The 15,275-nt window shown below is 73.0% G+C and carries 11 protein-coding genes; 5 read left to right on the forward strand and 6 right to left on the reverse strand.

From position 1 onward, the window contains the following. Positions 1 to 18: 18 nt before the first annotated feature. Positions 19 to 2,196: an MMPL family transporter gene (locus tag AB0J72_RS13630; RefSeq protein ID WP_363398382.1), complete on the forward strand. Its 2,178-nt coding sequence runs from the start codon at positions 19 to 21 to the stop codon at positions 2,194 to 2,196. On the opposite strand, the gene AB0J72_RS13635 is transcribed toward AB0J72_RS13630, so the two are convergent. The 3 genes from AB0J72_RS13635 to AB0J72_RS13645 form a co-directional block, all read right to left on the reverse strand. Further along, positions 2,171 to 2,962 (reverse strand): inositol monophosphatase family protein, encoded by a 792-nt coding sequence (locus tag AB0J72_RS13635; RefSeq protein ID WP_363398384.1) that lies wholly within the window; start codon positions 2,960 to 2,962, stop codon positions 2,171 to 2,173. The genes AB0J72_RS13630 and AB0J72_RS13635 overlap by 26 nt on opposite strands. Next, positions 2,959 to 3,969 carry a hypothetical protein gene (locus tag AB0J72_RS13640; protein WP_363398386.1) on the reverse strand — a complete coding sequence of 337 codons (1,011 nt, stop codon included), beginning with the start codon at positions 3,967 to 3,969 and terminating at the stop codon, positions 2,959 to 2,961. Before AB0J72_RS13640 ends, AB0J72_RS13635 begins: the two co-directional genes overlap by 4 nt. A gap of 132 nt (positions 3,970 to 4,101) precedes the next feature. Then, positions 4,102 to 4,953, reverse strand: a complete 852-nt coding sequence (locus tag AB0J72_RS13645; RefSeq protein ID WP_363398388.1) for an alpha/beta hydrolase-fold protein — start codon at positions 4,951 to 4,953, stop codon at positions 4,102 to 4,104. Positions 4,954 to 5,199: 246 nt separating this feature from the next. Between AB0J72_RS13645 and AB0J72_RS13650 the strand changes: the two genes are divergently transcribed. The 3 genes from AB0J72_RS13650 to AB0J72_RS13660 are packed head-to-tail and all read left to right on the forward strand — an operon-like array spanning position 5,200 to position 7,861. Next, positions 5,200 to 5,379: a hypothetical protein gene (locus AB0J72_RS13650; protein WP_363398390.1), complete on the forward strand. Its 180-nt coding sequence runs from the start codon at positions 5,200 to 5,202 to the stop codon at positions 5,377 to 5,379. After that, a complete protein-coding gene (locus AB0J72_RS13655; RefSeq protein ID WP_363398392.1) occupies positions 5,376 to 6,581 on the forward strand; it encodes an FxsB family cyclophane-forming radical SAM/SPASM peptide maturase in 1,206 nt (401 codons plus the stop codon). Before AB0J72_RS13650 ends, AB0J72_RS13655 begins: the two co-directional genes overlap by 4 nt. Continuing rightward, positions 6,578 to 7,861: an HEXXH motif domain-containing protein gene (locus tag AB0J72_RS13660; protein ID WP_363398394.1), complete on the forward strand. Its 1,284-nt coding sequence runs from the start codon at positions 6,578 to 6,580 to the stop codon at positions 7,859 to 7,861. Before AB0J72_RS13655 ends, AB0J72_RS13660 begins: the two co-directional genes overlap by 4 nt. Before the next feature lie 9 nt (positions 7,862 to 7,870). On the opposite strand, the gene fxsT (AB0J72_RS13665) is transcribed toward AB0J72_RS13660, so the two are convergent. Then, on the reverse strand, positions 7,871 to 11,062 hold the full coding sequence (gene fxsT / locus AB0J72_RS13665; RefSeq protein ID WP_363398396.1) for an FxSxx-COOH system tetratricopeptide repeat protein: 3,192 nt from the start codon (positions 11,060 to 11,062) through the stop codon (positions 7,871 to 7,873). A 201-nt stretch (positions 11,063 to 11,263) separates the two neighbouring features. Here fxsT (AB0J72_RS13665) and AB0J72_RS13670 point away from each other — a divergent pair, with 201 nt between their 5' ends. Next, positions 11,264 to 11,560: a hypothetical protein gene (locus AB0J72_RS13670; RefSeq protein WP_363398398.1), complete on the forward strand. Its 297-nt coding sequence runs from the start codon at positions 11,264 to 11,266 to the stop codon at positions 11,558 to 11,560. On the opposite strand, the gene AB0J72_RS13675 is transcribed toward AB0J72_RS13670, so the two are convergent. Together AB0J72_RS13675 and fxsT (AB0J72_RS13680) are read right to left on the reverse strand one after the other, a co-directional pair. After that, on the reverse strand, positions 11,517 to 11,804 hold the full coding sequence (locus tag AB0J72_RS13675; protein WP_363398400.1) for a hypothetical protein: 288 nt from the start codon (positions 11,802 to 11,804) through the stop codon (positions 11,517 to 11,519). The two genes, AB0J72_RS13670 and AB0J72_RS13675, sit on opposite strands and share 44 nt — an antisense overlap. 523 nt (positions 11,805 to 12,327) lie before the next feature. Continuing rightward, positions 12,328 to 15,201, reverse strand: a complete 2,874-nt coding sequence (fxsT, locus tag AB0J72_RS13680) for an FxSxx-COOH system tetratricopeptide repeat protein (RefSeq protein WP_363398402.1) — start codon at positions 15,199 to 15,201, stop codon at positions 12,328 to 12,330. Positions 15,202 to 15,275 lie beyond the last annotated feature (74 nt).

The raw sequence follows: 15,275 nt of genomic DNA on the forward strand, positions 1-15,275 counted from the left end.
CCCGGGACCGTGGTCGGCATGGCAACCTACCTGTACCGGCTCGGGAAGCTGAGCTTCCGCCGCCGGAAGCTCGTCCTCGTGCTCTGGCTGGCGCTGATCGCGGCCCTCGGTGTCGGCGCGGCGACCCTGTCGGGCCCGACGGCCGGCTCGTTCGAGATCCCGGGCACGCAGGCGCAGGAGGCGCAGGACCTGCTCGCGCAGCGCTTCCCGCAGGCCGGGGCGGGCGGCGCGCAGGCGCGGGTGGTGTTCGCCGCGCCGGCCGGCCAGAAGCTCACCGACCCCGGCAACGCCGCCGCCGTCGAGCGGACCGTCACCGCGCTGAAGGCCGGCGGGCGGGTCGCCAGCGTCTCCGACCCGCTGCGGGGGACCGTCAACCAGGCCGGGACCGTCGCGTACGCGCAGGTGACGTACACCGTGCAGCCGATCGGCCTGACGGACGCCGACCGGACGGCGCTCGTGGACGCGACCCGCGCCGGACGCGACGCGGGCCTGACCGTCGAGATCGGCGGCGACGCCCTCCAGGCGCCGGCGGAGCAGGGCATCGGCGAGGTGATCGGCCTGCTCATCGCCGCGCTCGTCCTGCTGGTCACCCTCGGGTCGCTGGTCGCGGCCGGCCTGCCGCTGCTGACCGCGCTGCTCGGCGTGGGCGCCGCGATGGCCGGCATCCAGATCGTGACCGGCTTCGTGGACCTCAGCAGCACCACGCCGACCCTCGCGCTGATGCTCGGCATCGCGGTCGCCATCGACTACGCGCTGTTCATCGTCTCGCGGTTCCGCCACGAGGTCGCGCTCGGCCGGTCGCCCGCCGAGGCGGCGGGGCGGGCCGTGGGCACCGCCGGGTCCGCGGTCACGTTCGCCGGGCTGACGGTCGTCATCGCCCTGGCCGCCCTCGCCGTCGTGAACATCCCGGTCCTGACCCAGATGGGGCTCGCCGCGTCCGGCGCGGTCATCGTCGCCGTGCTCATCGCCCTCACCCTGCTGCCGGCGCTGCTCGGCTTCGCGGGCGACCGGGTGGCCAAGGGCCGCGTCGCCGCCCGCAGGCACGGCAACGGCACCATGGGCCGCCGCTGGGCGGCGCTCGTCACCCGGCGGCCGGTCCTGACGCTCGTCGCCGCGGTCCTCGGCCTCGGGATCGTCGCCATGCCCGTCCTCGACATGCGCCTCGGCCTGCCCGGCGACAACATGGCCGGCCCCGCCACGACCCAGCGCAAGGCCTACGACCTGCTCACCGAGGGCTTCGGCCCCGGCTTCAACGGCCCGCTGCTGGTCGTCGTCGACGCCGCCGCCAGCCCCGACCCGCAGGCCGCCGCGACCGCCGCCGCCGCGCGCATCGCGCAGCTGCCCGGCGTCGTCACCGTCAGCCCGCCGGCGCTCAACCCGGCCGGCGACACGGCCATCCTGCAGGTGATCCCCGCGACCGCGCCCGACGCGGCGCAGACCACCGACCTCGTGCACGCCATCCGGGCGCTGCCGCCGTCCGGCGGTGCCGCGCTCGCCGTCACCGGCACCACCGCCGTCAACATCGACATCTCGGCGAAGATGGGGTCGGCGCTCGGGCCGTACCTGGCGGTGATCGTGGTGCTCGCGTTCCTGCTGCTGACGCTGCTGTTCCGCTCGGTGCTCGTGCCGCTGAAGGCGATCGCCGGGTTCCTGCTGAGCGTCGCCGCCACGTTCGGCGCGGTCGTCGCCGTGTTCCAGTGGGGCTGGCTCGCCGACCTCGTCGGCGTCGAGCAGACCGGCCCGATCGTCAGCCTGCTCCCCGTCATCCTCATCGGGATCGTGTTCGGCCTCGCCATGGACTACGAGGTGTTCCTCGTCAGCCGCATGCGGGAGGAGCACGTGCACGGCGCCGCGCCCAAGGACGCCGTCGTCAACGGGTTCAGCCACGGCGCCCGGGTCGTCACCGCCGCCGCGATCATCATGATCAGCGTGTTCTCCGGCTTCATCCTGTCGCCCGAGGCAATGATCAAGTCGATCGGGTTCGCGCTCGCCGCGGCCATCCTCTTCGACGCGTTCGTGGTGCGGATGACCCTCGTCCCGGCGGTCATGACGCTCCTGGGCCGCCGCGCCTGGGCGCTGCCGCGCTGGCTCGACCGCCTCCTGCCCGACGTCGACGTCGAGGGCACCCGGCTGCGCGGCGAGGAGCCGCCGGCGGTCGAGCCGGAGCTCGTCAGCGCTGGAACTGCCGCTCGATGAGGTCGAGCAGCGCCGCGTGGGTCCGCTGATCCGCGGCGGCGACGAGGCCGCCGGCCCCGGTGTGCAGCGGCTGCCCCCGCAGCCCGGTCACCACGCAGCCGGCGGCCTCGCACAGCGCGATCCCGGCCGCGAAGTGGACGCTGTCGCGCAGGTCGCCGTCGGTCACGTACGCCGCCCGCCGGCCCGCGGCGACCCACGCGACGGCGAGCGTGCTCGACACGACCCGCGGCCGGAACCGCTCGCCGAACCCCGGATCCGCGAGGAGCCGCGCCGGGTGGAAGGCGGGACCGTTCGGGAACGGCGGGTCGAGGTTCACGTCGACGAGAGCGGACTGCGACGTCGGTACCAGGTCCGCCTCCACCCCGTCGCGGCGTACCCGGGCCACCCCGGCGGCCGCCGAGAACGTCTCCCGGGCGAACGGGTCCACGGACACGGCCACGGCGGTGCCCGCGGGCGTGCGCAGCGCCACGTTGACGGCCACGAGCATCGCGCCGGCCGCGTAGTTGAGCGTGCCGCACAAGGGGTCGACGAGCCACGTGCGGTCGCCGCCGCCGATGCGGCCGGACTCCTCGCCGTGCACGGCGTCGCCGGGCCGGGCGGCCCGCAGCACCGCCAGGATCGCCCGCTCCGCCTCGATGTCGGCCTCGGTGGCGAAGTCGCCGCCGCCCTTCGCGAACCGGTCCAGGCGGGTCCCGAAGCGCGAACGGACCACCGCCGCGCCCGCTTCGGCGGCGGCGATGGCCAGTTCGAGATCGTCTGTCGTCACGCCCCGACGATAGCCGGGGACTTCTCCTCGATCGGTGTCCTGCCGCGACCGCGCAGGGCGATCCCGGCGGCGCACAGCACCGTCACCGCGAGGACGCCGGCGGCGAGCAGCGTCCTGCCGTCCGGGTCGAGCAGCGGCTGGCCGCGCAGCGCCTGCCAGGTGAGCAGGGCGATGAGGCCGCCGTACCCGAGCGCCGCCGCCCGCACGAGCCCCCGCGCGACCCGCTGCTCCCCGAGCACCGAGGAGAGCCGACCCCGCTGCTCACCGGGCACCGAGGACGGCCGGCGCCGGGCGGCGGCGGCGAGCAGGAGCGCCAGCAGCGGCAGGGCCTGCAGGGCGTGGATGCCGACGAAGTGCGCGACGCGCAGGTCGCCGCCGGTCGTCGACCAGCCGGTGACGGGCATCGCCGGACCGCCGTCGGCGACGCCGACGCTGTGCGCGCCGATGATGCCGACCGTCTCGCCCCGGTCCAGGGCCGCGTCCTGCTCGGCGGTCGGCTGCGTCATGAGGAACGCGACCAGCATCCCGGCGAGCGACAGCGTGAAGCCGAGCCGGGCCGCGGACTTCAGCACCGGGTCGCCGCCGCGCTGGAAGGCGACCACGATCGCGACGACGAGGCTGGCCGTCCACAGCACCACGACCAGGTTGCCCATGAGCGACCACACGGTCTCGTCGAACGGGGTGGAGTTGTTGAAGTGGCTGGGCCGGCCCCGGACCCCCTGCAGCACGATCAGGGCCATCTCGACGGTGGCGGCGACGGCGACGACCGTCCCGGCCCACCAGCCGGTGCGCCGGCCGCGCCGGGCGGCCCGGAGCAGCCACGCCAGGGTCACCGCGTACACACCCATGGAAACGGCGAACTTGAACGGCTTGAGCCAGGTGGGGCTGCCGACGACGAGCCGGTCGTCGACGAAGATCCCGACGAGGGACACGAGGGCGAGGACACCCATCGCCGCCGCGAACCACAGCAGCGGACGGTGCCATCGGACGGGCTGCGGACCGGTCATGGTGGACTCCACGAAGAGGGCTGATGATGCGTCCACGGTCCCAATCCGGGGGTGCCCCGCACATGCCCGCCGACCCCCTCATTCCGCGTCCCGCCTCCCTCAGGCGCCGTGGTGGGGCTGTCCCTACCAGCGTCAGGTGAGCCGGCCCGCGACGAACGCGAACGCGGCCGGGACGACGGTGCTCCAGTACCCGAAGTTGTGCCTGCCGCCGGTGTACGAGCCGGCGACGGGCGCCTCAGGCAGCTTCCGGTGCAGCGCACGGACGTCGGGGTAGAGCGGGTCGTCGCGGCCGCACCAGAGGCCGACGGGTGTCCCGCGCAGCCGGTCGCGGCCGGCGAAGACGGCGTCCCCGGGCGCGACGGCCGGCGAGAACGCGGCGACCGCCCGCGCGAACCCGGGAAACGCCTCGGCGAGCAGCAGCGCCCCCGCCCCGCCCATCGACCAGCCCCACATCGCGATCCGCGTCGTGTCGAACCCCCGCCCGGCGCACCACCGCGGCACCTCCTCGCGCACCATCCGCTGCGGGTCGTCGGCCCCCGAAGGCCGCCAGCCGAGGCGGTCACCGGCCGCCCCCGCCAGCACGAACGGCGGCGCTCCCTGCGCGACGGCCGCGGTCAGGAACCGGCCGAGACCCATGGCCGGGAAGTCCCGGACCGTCTTCGACCCGCCGTGCAGGACCAGGCACACGGGCAGCCCGCGCCCGTCGCCGTGCCCGGCGGGCACGCACGTGTAGACGTCGACGCTCCTGCCCCGCGCGGCCGACACCAACCGCTCCAGCCGCTCGTCGCCGACGGGCGCGTCCGGCACGACCGGCTTGTCCCCGCCGTCCGCTCCGAGCAGTCGCCCCAGGTCCCCGAACCCCACGCGGGCCGCGGACGGCAGCCCGCCGCCGGACCGCACGTCGACGAAGCGCGCCCCACCGGCCGCCACCGCCGCGGCGACGCCGATCCCGGCGGCCCCGGTGAGCACAACCCGTCGCCGCATCCGGCCCTCCAGTGATGTCGTGGCGCCCGTACCGCCCAACGAGCGACCGGGCGTGGCGGCACCGGGGCATCCGCGTCAGCCGCGACCTGCCTTGCCTGACTTTGTTTGTCACGACGCATTGGCAAGCTTTGTCAAAAGCTGGGTGACCGGCCCGGATCTTGATCAATGCTGCTTTAGATTCTGGTTGCGATCCTCCATGAGGTCGTCGTCCGCTATTGCAGGGGTCGTTCCGGGGGGTATGGAACAATGCCGGAGAATGCATCGCAGGATGTCGCTGTCGTCGATGTCTCGGACATTTCGCTGACGGCGATGATTGACGCGGCCGAGGACTCACCACTCGTGCGGTCGATGCGGCGGCTGCAGAGCTCCCTGAGCGATCCCAACAGCGTTCTGTCGGCCTTCGGCTCGTTCATCGCCGAGGCATGACCGTTGTCTGGCCGGACCGCGATCTCGATGTGACGGCCCTACTGGCCGCCGGCTGGCGGCCGACACCATTCCACGAAGTGATCCTGAAAGTGCACCAGCGGTGCAATCTCGCATGTTCGTACTGCTACGTCTACGAGCATGCGGATCAGAGCTGGCGGAACCGTCCGGCAAGGATGCCCGACGAGGTGTTCACCGCCGCCGCGGCACGGGTCGGCGAGCACGTGCGAGCACACGACCTGCGCCGGATCCGGGTCATTCTGCACGGTGGTGAGCCGATGCTGCTCGGCGCCGCTCGCCTGGGCCGGTTGGCGGCCGGGCTGCGCGCGGCGCTCCCGGACAGCTGCGAGCTCCGGGTCGGGATGCAGACCAACGGCGTCCTGCTCGACGAACGCGCGGTGCGCGAGCTGTGCCGTCATGGCATCACCGTCGCGGTCAGCGTCGACGGTGTCGCCGAGGCCCATGACCGGCATCGCGTCACCCACGCCGGCAAGGGCACGTTCGCCGCGGTCAGCCGGTCGCTGGACCTGCTGGCGCGACCCGAGCACCGGGCCGCGTTCGGCGGGTTGCTGTGCACGGTCGCGCCCGACACCGACCCGGTCGCATGCTATCGGCGTCTCCGTGCGTTCAACCCGCCGGCGATGGACTTCCTCCTGCCGCACGCCAACTGGGGCGCGCCGCCGCGCCGGAGCGCCGACGCCCCGACGGTGTTCGGGGACTGGCTGATCGGCGCGTTCGACGCCTGGTACGAGGACCCGGCGCCGGTGCCGGTGCGGCTGTTCGAAAGCCTCGTCGATCTCCTGCTCGGCGGGGCGTCCCGGTCGGAGCAGGTCGGGCTCAGTCCCGCGGCCATGATCGTGGTCGAGTCCGACGGCGCGATCGAACAGGTCGACGCGCTCAAGTCCGCCTACCCCGGCGCATGCGCCACGGGGCTGCACGTCGGTTGCGACGACCTCGATGCCGCGCTGACCCACCCGGGAGTGGTCGCCCGTCAGATCGGCCTGGCCGCGCTCGGCGAGCAGTGCACCGGCTGCCCGGTGCGTCGCGTGTGCGGCGGCGGCCACTACGCGCACCGGTTCCGCCCCGGGGCCGGATTCCGCAATCCGTCGGTGTACTGCGAAGACCTGCGCCGGCTCATCGAGCACGCGCTCGTCAGGGTCCGTGCCGCCGCACGCGCGCTCACCGGCGCGCCCGTTGCCGGATGACCGGCTACCACCAGCTCTCCGGCGAGCTGTTCCGAGGGCTGGCGCGCAGCATCGGCGGCCCAGCCGCGTCCCGGGCGTTCGTCGAAGCGCAGTTGAGCAGACATCTGCTGCTGATCGCCGGCGTGCTGCGGCAGTGGCCCGGGCCGGCGGCCGAACGTGACGCCCTGGTCGCGGCGCTGGAGGCCGCCCGTGCCGCCGGGCCGGACGCGACCGCGGGCGTCCTGGGCGCGCCGCTGGTCGGGGCCTGGGCGGCGATCGTCAGCCGGATGGCCGGACAGCAGCGCGCCGGGCGGGCCGACTTCGGGCACCTGGGTGCGGTCGCCGTGGTCGCCTGCGCGGCCGCGGGGATCGACGCCGAGGCCCGCGTTCCGGTCCGCGACGGCGCGGTCGCCGTGCCGGGCCTCGGCCGGCTGGTGGTCGGTGGCGGCAGCGCACGACTGGCCGCCACCGGCGGAGTCGTGTCCGTCGACAGTGGCCACGGCCTCGTCCCGGTGCCGCCGGACGGGGCGGACGCGGCCGGCTGGCAGCCGGTCCGGCGGCTGCGGGCGGTGCTGGGGGACCTGGCGATCGAGGTGGCGCTGGACGACGTCGACCCGTATCGGCACGGCTATCACGCGCCTCCGACGCCGCGGCTGTCCGAGGCGGAGTTCGCGGAATGGCACGAGCTGTTCGCGGGGGCCTGGCGGCTGCTGGCGGACCGCATGCCGCACCGGGCCGCGGAGATCGGGGTGGGGCTGCGCGCGCTCGTGCCGTTGCAGGGGGACCGCCGCTCGTCCCGCAGCGCGACCATCCGGGACGTGTTCGGCGCGTTCGGGTTGACCCGGCCGCCGACCGCCGCAGACTTCGCGGTCACGCTGGTCCACGAGTACCAGCACGCGAAGCTCAGCGCCCTGCACGAGCTGACTCCACTGACCCGCCCGGACGACGGGCGACGCTACTTCGCGCCGTGGCGGACCGATCCCCGCCCGCTGGGGGGCCTGCTGCAGGGCGTCTACGCGTTCGCGGGCGTCGCTGACACCTGGCGCGCACTCCGCACGGCGGAAGGCGTCGCGGACACCGCCGAGCAGCAGTTCGCGGACGCGCGGCTGCAGGTCGACCGGAGTCTGGAGACCGTGGCGTCGTCAGGGGCACTGACCCCGGCCGGCGAGCTGTTCGTGACGCACCTGCGGCGGTTCACCGACGGGCTGCTCACGGTGCCGGTCGACGGCGCGGTGGCGCGACTGGCCGCCCAGCGGCACAGCGAGCGTTACCAGCGGTGGCTCACGGCGAACCCGGCCTGACCCGCGGCCTCAGGTCGGCTGCGCTTCGATGTCCGCCTCGAGACGCTCCCCGCGCTCTGCGGCCACGACCTCGGGGTGGCCGTCGCCGAGCGCGCGGCGCAGGCCGGTGAGCGACTTCTCCAGCAGCGTCTGCGCCTCGTCGACCGCCCCGACCGCCCGCAGGTCGTGGGCGAGGTTGATGGCCCGCGCCAGCAGATACGGGTGCTCCGCGCCTTTGCGTGCCTCGTCGGGCCCGCCGGACTTCGACCGGCTGCGCTCCACGATCTCCTCCGACAGCGCCCGGGCCGCCGGGCGCTCGTCGTGCAGGGCGTGCCCGGTGGCCAGTGACGTTCCGGCGCAGAGCGTGAACGGGTGGTCGGGCCCGAGCACCTCGGTGAGGCGCTCGTAGGCGCGGGCGTCCAGCGCCATGGCGGCGGTGTGCTCACCGTCGGCCCGCAGGGCTGCCGCTTCGTTGACGAGCGCCGCAAGGGTGAGTGGGTGGTCCGCGCCGAAGTGGTCCTGGTAGCGGCGCACCGCCTCGGCGTTGTGCTCGACCGCCCCCCTCGTGTCGCCCAGCTGCCGGAGTGCGTTGCCATAGCTGGACAGCACGGCGACGGTGTATTCGTGGTTGGGTCCGAACCGCTGCAGCGTCTGTTCCAGGTTCTCGCTCAGCACGTCGGCCGCCTCGCGCAGCTGCCCGTCCTTGCGCAGCATGATGCCGTAGGTGCGACCGGACACCAGGACGAGGCGGTGGCTCGCGCTGCGCTGGTTCAGCAGCGAACCGCGCCAGCCGTCCAGGACGGCGAGCCCGCTTTTGTACGCACCCAGCCCGTAGTAGTCGCGCGCGATGTTCATGTACGCCGAGAGCGCGCTGAAGTTGGCGACGAGCTGGTCGCGTCCTTCCCAGTAGTCCACCAGCTCCTGGTCCAGCCGCGCCGCCTCGGCGAAGTCGCCGGCCATCCGGTGCGCCACCGCCAGGTTGGACTTGGCCCGCAGGACGAACGGGTCCTCGCTGTCGAACTCGCCCCGTTCGAGCGCCGCCTCGTGGCGCTCCAGCGACCGCTTGGCGAAGCGGAGCGAAGCCGTGTAGTCGCCGCGGATGCGCAGGGCCTGCCCGACCTGGTTGCCGAGGATGAGGGTCGATCTCGCGTCCTCGCCGAGCAGCTGTCTCATCCGGTCGTAGGTGTCGTTGGTCAGCTGGTTCGCCGCCTCGTTCTCACCCAGCGCCCGCATGGCGTTGGCGGCGTGGGCGCGGGCCTGCAGGATGAGCTCGGCGTCGGGTCCGGACCCCGGGTCGTCCGGACCCGCCTGCCAGTGCCTGACGGCTTCCTCGGCGAAGCGGCGACTGTTCTCGTAGTCGCCCACGTTGTAGAGGTACCGGATGTGGTCCACGACGGCCGTCCGCGCCTCGATCCCCTCGGCGCGGATCAGGTCGGCGGATTCCAGGTGCGGCCCGATCTCGCGGTGCCGATCCAGTTCGGCGCGGGCATCCCGCTCGTCCGGGTCGCCCGGGTTGGCCCGGGCCAGCAGATTCTGCGCGCTACGGAGCGTCCCCTCGGCGCGCTGCTCGTCGAGCGTGTCGCGGAGCACCCCCTGCACGAGGCGGTGGACCTGGAGGCGCTGGCCATTGTCGATCTTGACCAGGCCGTACTGGTTGAGGTCGCGCATCGCCAGGTTGATCTTGATCGGGTCGCCCAGGAGCGCGCGCAGCGGCTGCATCACCTCGGCGTCCCGTCCGAACCGCAACAGCGACACGGGGACGGGCTCGCCGCCGAGGAACGCGAACAGTTCCAGCAGCTGGGCCGTGGCGGGGCTGTCGGTGCGCAGCCTTTCGGTCGCCAGGGTCACGAACGCGACGACCGAGGCGGGATAGCCGGCCGGCTTGCCCTCCGACAGCAGCTCCTTCTGGTGCCGCTCGAGCAGGTCGATGTACTGGCTGATCGGCATCTTCGTCAGCAGGTGCCAGGCCGCCGCCTGCTCCAGCGCCAGCGGCAGGTCGCCCAGCCGGTCGGCGAGCCGGTCGGCGTCGGCGGTGCCGATGCTGTTCCTGGTGCGCTGCCGGAGAAGGTCGATGCTCTCGTGCCGCTCGAAGACGTCCACCTCGATGGACAGGCCGACCGCGGCCCACTCCCGGTTGCGGGTGGTCACCACCACGTCGCCGCCCGTGGACGGCACGTACTCGTCGATCGAGTCGAGGTCGTTGGCGTTGTCGTAGACCAGCAGCCACTTCTGCTTGCCCGCGGCGAGGGCGTCGAGCACCAGTCGGGCGGTCTGCTGCGTGTTCTCGGCGGGGCGGATGCCGAGCGGACCCGCGAGCTGCTCCAGCGACGCGAGGACGCCGGACGCCGCGTCGGCGGGCACCCACCAGATGAGGTCGTAGTCGTCCAGATGCCGGTAGACGTACTCCAGGACGAGCTGGGTCTTGCCGACACCACCCATGCCGTGCACCGCGTGTGGGAGCACGGCCGCCTTGGAGCCTGAGGCGAGGGTCTCCGCCAGGCGGTCGAGCAGCGCGGCCCGGCCGGTGAAGTTCTGGTTCTGCAGCGGCAGGTTGCCCCTGAGCGGCCCGGTGCCTGCGGAGCGCCGGCGCGAGGTGGTGAGCTCGTCGCGGTCGGCAAGGGCCGGCGGGCCGACCTTCACCTCCGTCACGCCGAGGCCGCCGGCGACGTTGGTCGCCCACCGTTGCAGCGCAGTGCCGCTGCCGCTGTCCAAGAGGGGGGCGAGGCGCAGCACGAAGGCGAGGAGGGGCGGCACGCCGTCGCCGGGCACCGGCTGCCGCTCCATGACGCGGACCACGGCGGGCCAGTCGGCCCAGATCCTGAGGTCCATGAGTTCGGGCACCGCCGACAGCTCGCCCAACGCCGCGAACACCGGCGAGGTCCCGGCCGCGCCGAGCATCCGGCACAGGTCGTTGCGGTCCGGTTCGGACAGCAATGACGTCCCCCGGCTCTCCCGGGCCATGGCCGCGGCCCGCACGGACGGCTCTGACGGGTGCCGGTCGGCAATGATGCTGGTGAAAGCCGCCAGACCGCCGCTGAGTGCATCGAATGAATGGATCAGCGACAATAGGTCCAGGCGTGCGTCGGCGCTTCGCCTGTGGGTGTGCTTGCGGCGCAGCGCCGCCGTGGCCCAGTCGACCACGAGGTCCCGCTCATCTGCCTGGGACATGGCGTCTACCTGCAACAACACGTCGACCAGGGCGTCCTGCGGCGCTTGCGACACGGGTACTCATTTCCCACGCGAGCCGAACGTAAGACCTGCATGGTAACGGATTTCGCGACCGATCAGAGCCGCCCGTTCGGTGTATTGTTCTCGGCTCGAGATCATCATTCTTGCGCTCGTGATTGCGCATGGCGGGCGAATTCCAGATCTTGAAGAACGACGCCTGCTGACGCGGTCATCGACTCCGGCTAGGGTGGCACTGTGCACACCACGACCGGTGCCGCCGCTCTTCAGGTCGGTCTCAGGCTCGGCGGACTCGCCGCCGTCATGACCGTCGCCGTGGCGTCCGGTGCGCTCGCCGCCCGGCTGGCGCCGCCCGGCGCGGGCGTCACCGCAGCCTTGATCACGACTCCGCTCGCCGCGCTGCTCGGCGGCCTCGTGGCCGGCTCTCTGCTGCGCCGGGTTCCGCGCCGGGCAGGGCAGGAGGCCGCGGCGCGGGCCGGCGTGTCGTCGTCTACCGAGGCGTCCGGCGGCGGAAGCGCTGCAGCAGGTGGCTGACCGCCAGCCCACCGGAGCCCGCCGCGATCGCCGCCCCGGCGATCTTCATCGCATCCGCTGACGTGGCGCCCGGCACCGCCCGCAGCACGACCACCACCGCGATCAGGTACAGGGCCACGCCGCCGGCGAACGTCACCATGCGCATGGCGACCTTGTGCCAGGACCACTTCACGTACCTGTGCAGGGACTCCTCGTCGTTCGTGGCCCGGGTGTCGTGCAGGTCGTCGAAGTCCAGCTGGTCCACCGGCGGAGTGCGCTGCGGCACGCCCGGCGGCTGGATCGGCCCACGTGACGGTGGCGGCTGCTCCGGCCGTCCGCCGCGGTTGTGCCGGCCGGTTCGCCGCCGCGGCCGGGGGTCCGGCGGGGCGTCGCCGGACCGGTGTCGTGGTTCGGCGGGGCGAGGCGGGTTCGTCGTCACGTCGGCCTCTCAAAGGTGACCAGCCACCAGCGGCGGGCGCGCCGGCTCGCCGATCGGCGCGGCCCGGGGTTCGAGGCCGTTGCCTGGCGCGGGGGCATCGAAGAGCGACCGGTGGGGAGTTGCGTGCTGCGCGGGGCCGAGCCGGTGTCATCGACGAGCTTCGTGCCCCGCTGGTCGGCTGGGATCGATTCAGGCGTGGTTCTCACCGGCGGTCCTCTACAGGGGATGTGAACGTCGGGCGGAGGAGCTTCGGTTGCGTGGGTTCCGGCAGCTGTCAAACAGCATTCCGAGTTAGCTGATCTTGCCGAGATCGGGGTGGCCAATATTTGACAAGACTTGTCAACGACATCTATGGCAATGGCGGCTCCAAGATGCAGTCGACCCGGTCGCCGTGCGCCACCGTCAACGCGGTGGGGTGATCCGGGCCGTACAGGTCGACCAGCCGAGCCAGCACCTGTTGCCGGCTCGTCGCAGCGGCCGGGTCATCTGCCGCCGCAGCGTCGATGGTCAGGTTCGCCTCGGCCGCGATGCGGTCCGGATGGGTTTCCCGCCGATGCACCCGTTTCGCAAGGTCGACAGCGCGCCGGGACGCATCGAGCTGGTGCGGATGACCGACCCAGGCGTGGTCGGAGGCGAGGTTCACCGCCGCCGCCACCGAGAACGGGTGCTCGCGACCCACCTTGTCCAGCAGCGACTCGATGCCGGCGACGTCGATGCGCATCGCTCGCGTGTGCTCGCCGCGGGCCCGCAGCACGTTCGCCAGGTTGATCTCGGCGACCACCGTGAGCGGATTGCGGGCGTCGAACAGCCTGCGGAAACTGTCGTGCACCCGCGTCAGACTGTCGGTGGCCGCATCGTCCCGGCCGAGCAGGTGCAGCGTGTTCGCGTGGCTCATCCGCACGGCGAGGGTGTATGCGTGCGACTCGCCGAACAGCTGCACACACTGCAGCTGGCAGCGCTCCAGCAGCTCCAAAGCCTCGGTCAGCCGCCCGATCCCGCGCCGCGCCAGCGCGAACGCCCGTCCGGCGAGCACCAGCGCGCGGTGCGTCCGGGTCCCGGGCCGCCGGTCGACCCGGGCCACCATCGGCTCCACCTCGTCGAGCACGTCCTGGTAATGGCCCTGCCCGTTGAGGTCCTCCGCGAGCGAGTTCATCGACAGCAGCGTCCGCCAGTTGTCCTCGCCGAAGATGCTCCGGTGCTGCCGCAGGGCGGTGCGGTCCAGCGCTTCCGCGGCTGGGAAGTCGCCGATGAGGCGGAGGGTGACCGCGAGGTTGTGCCGGCTCATCGTGGTGCGCGGATGATCGTCGCCGACGGTCTCCTCGCAGCGTTCCAGCGTCTCCTCGTCGATGTCGCGGGCCCGCTGGTAGTCGCCGGAGATCCGGAGGTCGGCTGCGCGGCTCTCGGCCATGGCAAGGGTGTACGGGTGCGCCTCGCCGTACGACGGGTCGACGCGGAGCTGGCTCATCGCGGCGCGGGTGAGCTCCGCCGCCTGCTCGTACCTGCCGCCCGCGCGCAGCGCGTTCGCCCACTGCTGCGTGGTGCGCAGCACCAGGTGATCGTCCTGCTCGGGCTCGTTGCCCACCCGCCACGCGAGGGACGCCTGCTCACCGAGCTCGCCCGCGACGGCGTAGTCACCGATGAGGTACCGGTAGCGGATCTGGTGGTACACCGTCCTGCGGACCTCGCTGCTGCGCGAGCTCACCAGCCCGGCCGCATCCACGTGCGCCGCGATCTCCTGGAACAGATCCACCGACTCCGGCCGGTCGTCGGGCCAGCCGGGGTCGGCCGCGGCCAGCAACGCGTGCGCCTGGTCCCGGGCGCGGCTCGCCTCGTCCCTGGGCAACGACCGCGACGTCACGAACCGGGCCAGCGGCATCACCTCCACGCGCAGGCCGTCGTCGGTGAGGCGGGCCAGTCCGTGCCGGCAGAGCTCGGCGATCGCCTTGGCCAGCGCGATCTCGTTCTGCAGCGCCGCGGCCAGCACGGGCTCCACGGTTGCCCGCCGGCCCTGATGCAGCAGTTGCCGGGACACCGGCACCGGGGCGAGGAACGAGAGTGTCTCCAACAGGCGCAGCGCCGGCGGGCTGGCCGCTTCGAGGCTGTCCAGGGCGAAGAGCACCGCTCGTGAAGCGCTGCGCCCGTACCCGTCCGCCGCCACCGTCGCGAGGCGGTCCACCGGGTCGACGCCGTCGGACGTGTCGAGCACCCCGCCCGCCGCTCGCCACCAGGCCACGGTCTGGCGGAGGACCAGCGGGGTCCGCCCGTACATGTCGACGACGCCCTGGATCCGCGCGGCCTCGGCGGCCGGCTCGTACAGGCGCAACAGCGTCTCGGCCTCGACCGCGTCGAGATCGGTGACCTCGATGCCGACGCTGGACGCGTCGGTGCCGAGGGCCGGGTTGCGGGTGGTGATGATGACCCGCCCACCGGTGGGGACGAGGCGCAGCAGCTCCGGGTGGTCAAGGCCGTCGAAGACCATCAGATACGGGAACCGGTGGGCCTCCAGCCGGTCCAGCACCAGGCGCACGGTCTGCTGGACACGGTGATGCGGCTCGATCCCGAGCGCGGCGGCCAGCTCGATCAGGGACACCTGCGCCGTGTCGGCGGTGGCGCAGGGGACCCACCAGACCTGGTCCTCGGCGTCGGCGTGCCGTTCGAGGTACTGCAGCACCGCCTGCGTCTTGCCGGTCCCGATCGGCCCGTGCAGCACCAGTCGCACGTCGCCCGGGGCGAGTGCATCGCGCATCGCCGCCAGGAGCGCGTCCCGCCCGACGAATCCGGCAGCGGCCGGCGGCCGCACACCGACGATCGGGGGGACGGCACCCGCGGGCACGGCGGGCCGGGACGGCAGGCGTGGCTCGGGTCCGGCCGGCGCGGTGTCGACCGGCAGCGGAACCTGGGTCTCGTGCCGCGCCTGCCGCCACAGCTCGATCGTCCGCTGCTCCAGTGCCGTCAGGTCGTAGTCGAACGGCGCCATGCTGGCCATCGCATGCAGCATCGACCGGACCTTTTCCCAGGCGGGCACCGTGCCGGCGCGCAGCGTCGCGCTCACCGTCTCGTGTGACACGGACTGGAACTCGCCCGCAGGCAGATCGAGCGTGGCCTTGGCGATCACCCTTGCGGCCGGCTGGCCCGCGGCGTCGTAGAGCGCATGCACGGCCGAGACGAAATCGCGCAGCGGACCGTCAGGAAGCTTGTCGAAGCCCGGCAATGCAATCGCCACAGCTACACGCTCCGAGACTCGGCCGCCCCGTCAATTTTTGTCAAGCACCAGGATCGCATGGAGAGTGGCGTGTG

The sequence above is a fragment of the Dactylosporangium sp. NPDC049742 genome (assembly GCF_040674675.1).
GTDB classification, from domain to species: Bacteria; Actinomycetota; Actinomycetes; order Mycobacteriales; family Micromonosporaceae; genus Dactylosporangium; species Dactylosporangium maewongense.

Bases quoted from the DNA above. Each gene is read 5' to 3' on its own strand.
- AB0J72_RS13630 (WP_363398382.1), top strand. From the start codon at position 19: ATGGCAACCTACCTGTACCGGCTCGGGAAGCTGAGCTTCCGCCGCCGG.
- AB0J72_RS13640 (WP_363398386.1), bottom strand. From the start codon at position 3,969: ATGACCGGTCCGCAGCCCGTCCGATGGCACCGTCCGCTGCTGTGGTTC.
- AB0J72_RS13645 (WP_363398388.1), bottom strand. From the start codon at position 4,953: ATGCGGCGACGGGTTGTGCTCACCGGGGCCGCCGGGATCGGCGTCGCC.
- AB0J72_RS13650 (WP_363398390.1), top strand. From the start codon at position 5,200: ATGCCGGAGAATGCATCGCAGGATGTCGCTGTCGTCGATGTCTCGGAC.
- AB0J72_RS13655 (WP_363398392.1), top strand. From the start codon at position 5,376: ATGACCGTTGTCTGGCCGGACCGCGATCTCGATGTGACGGCCCTACTG.
- AB0J72_RS13660 (WP_363398394.1), top strand. From the start codon at position 6,578: ATGACCGGCTACCACCAGCTCTCCGGCGAGCTGTTCCGAGGGCTGGCG.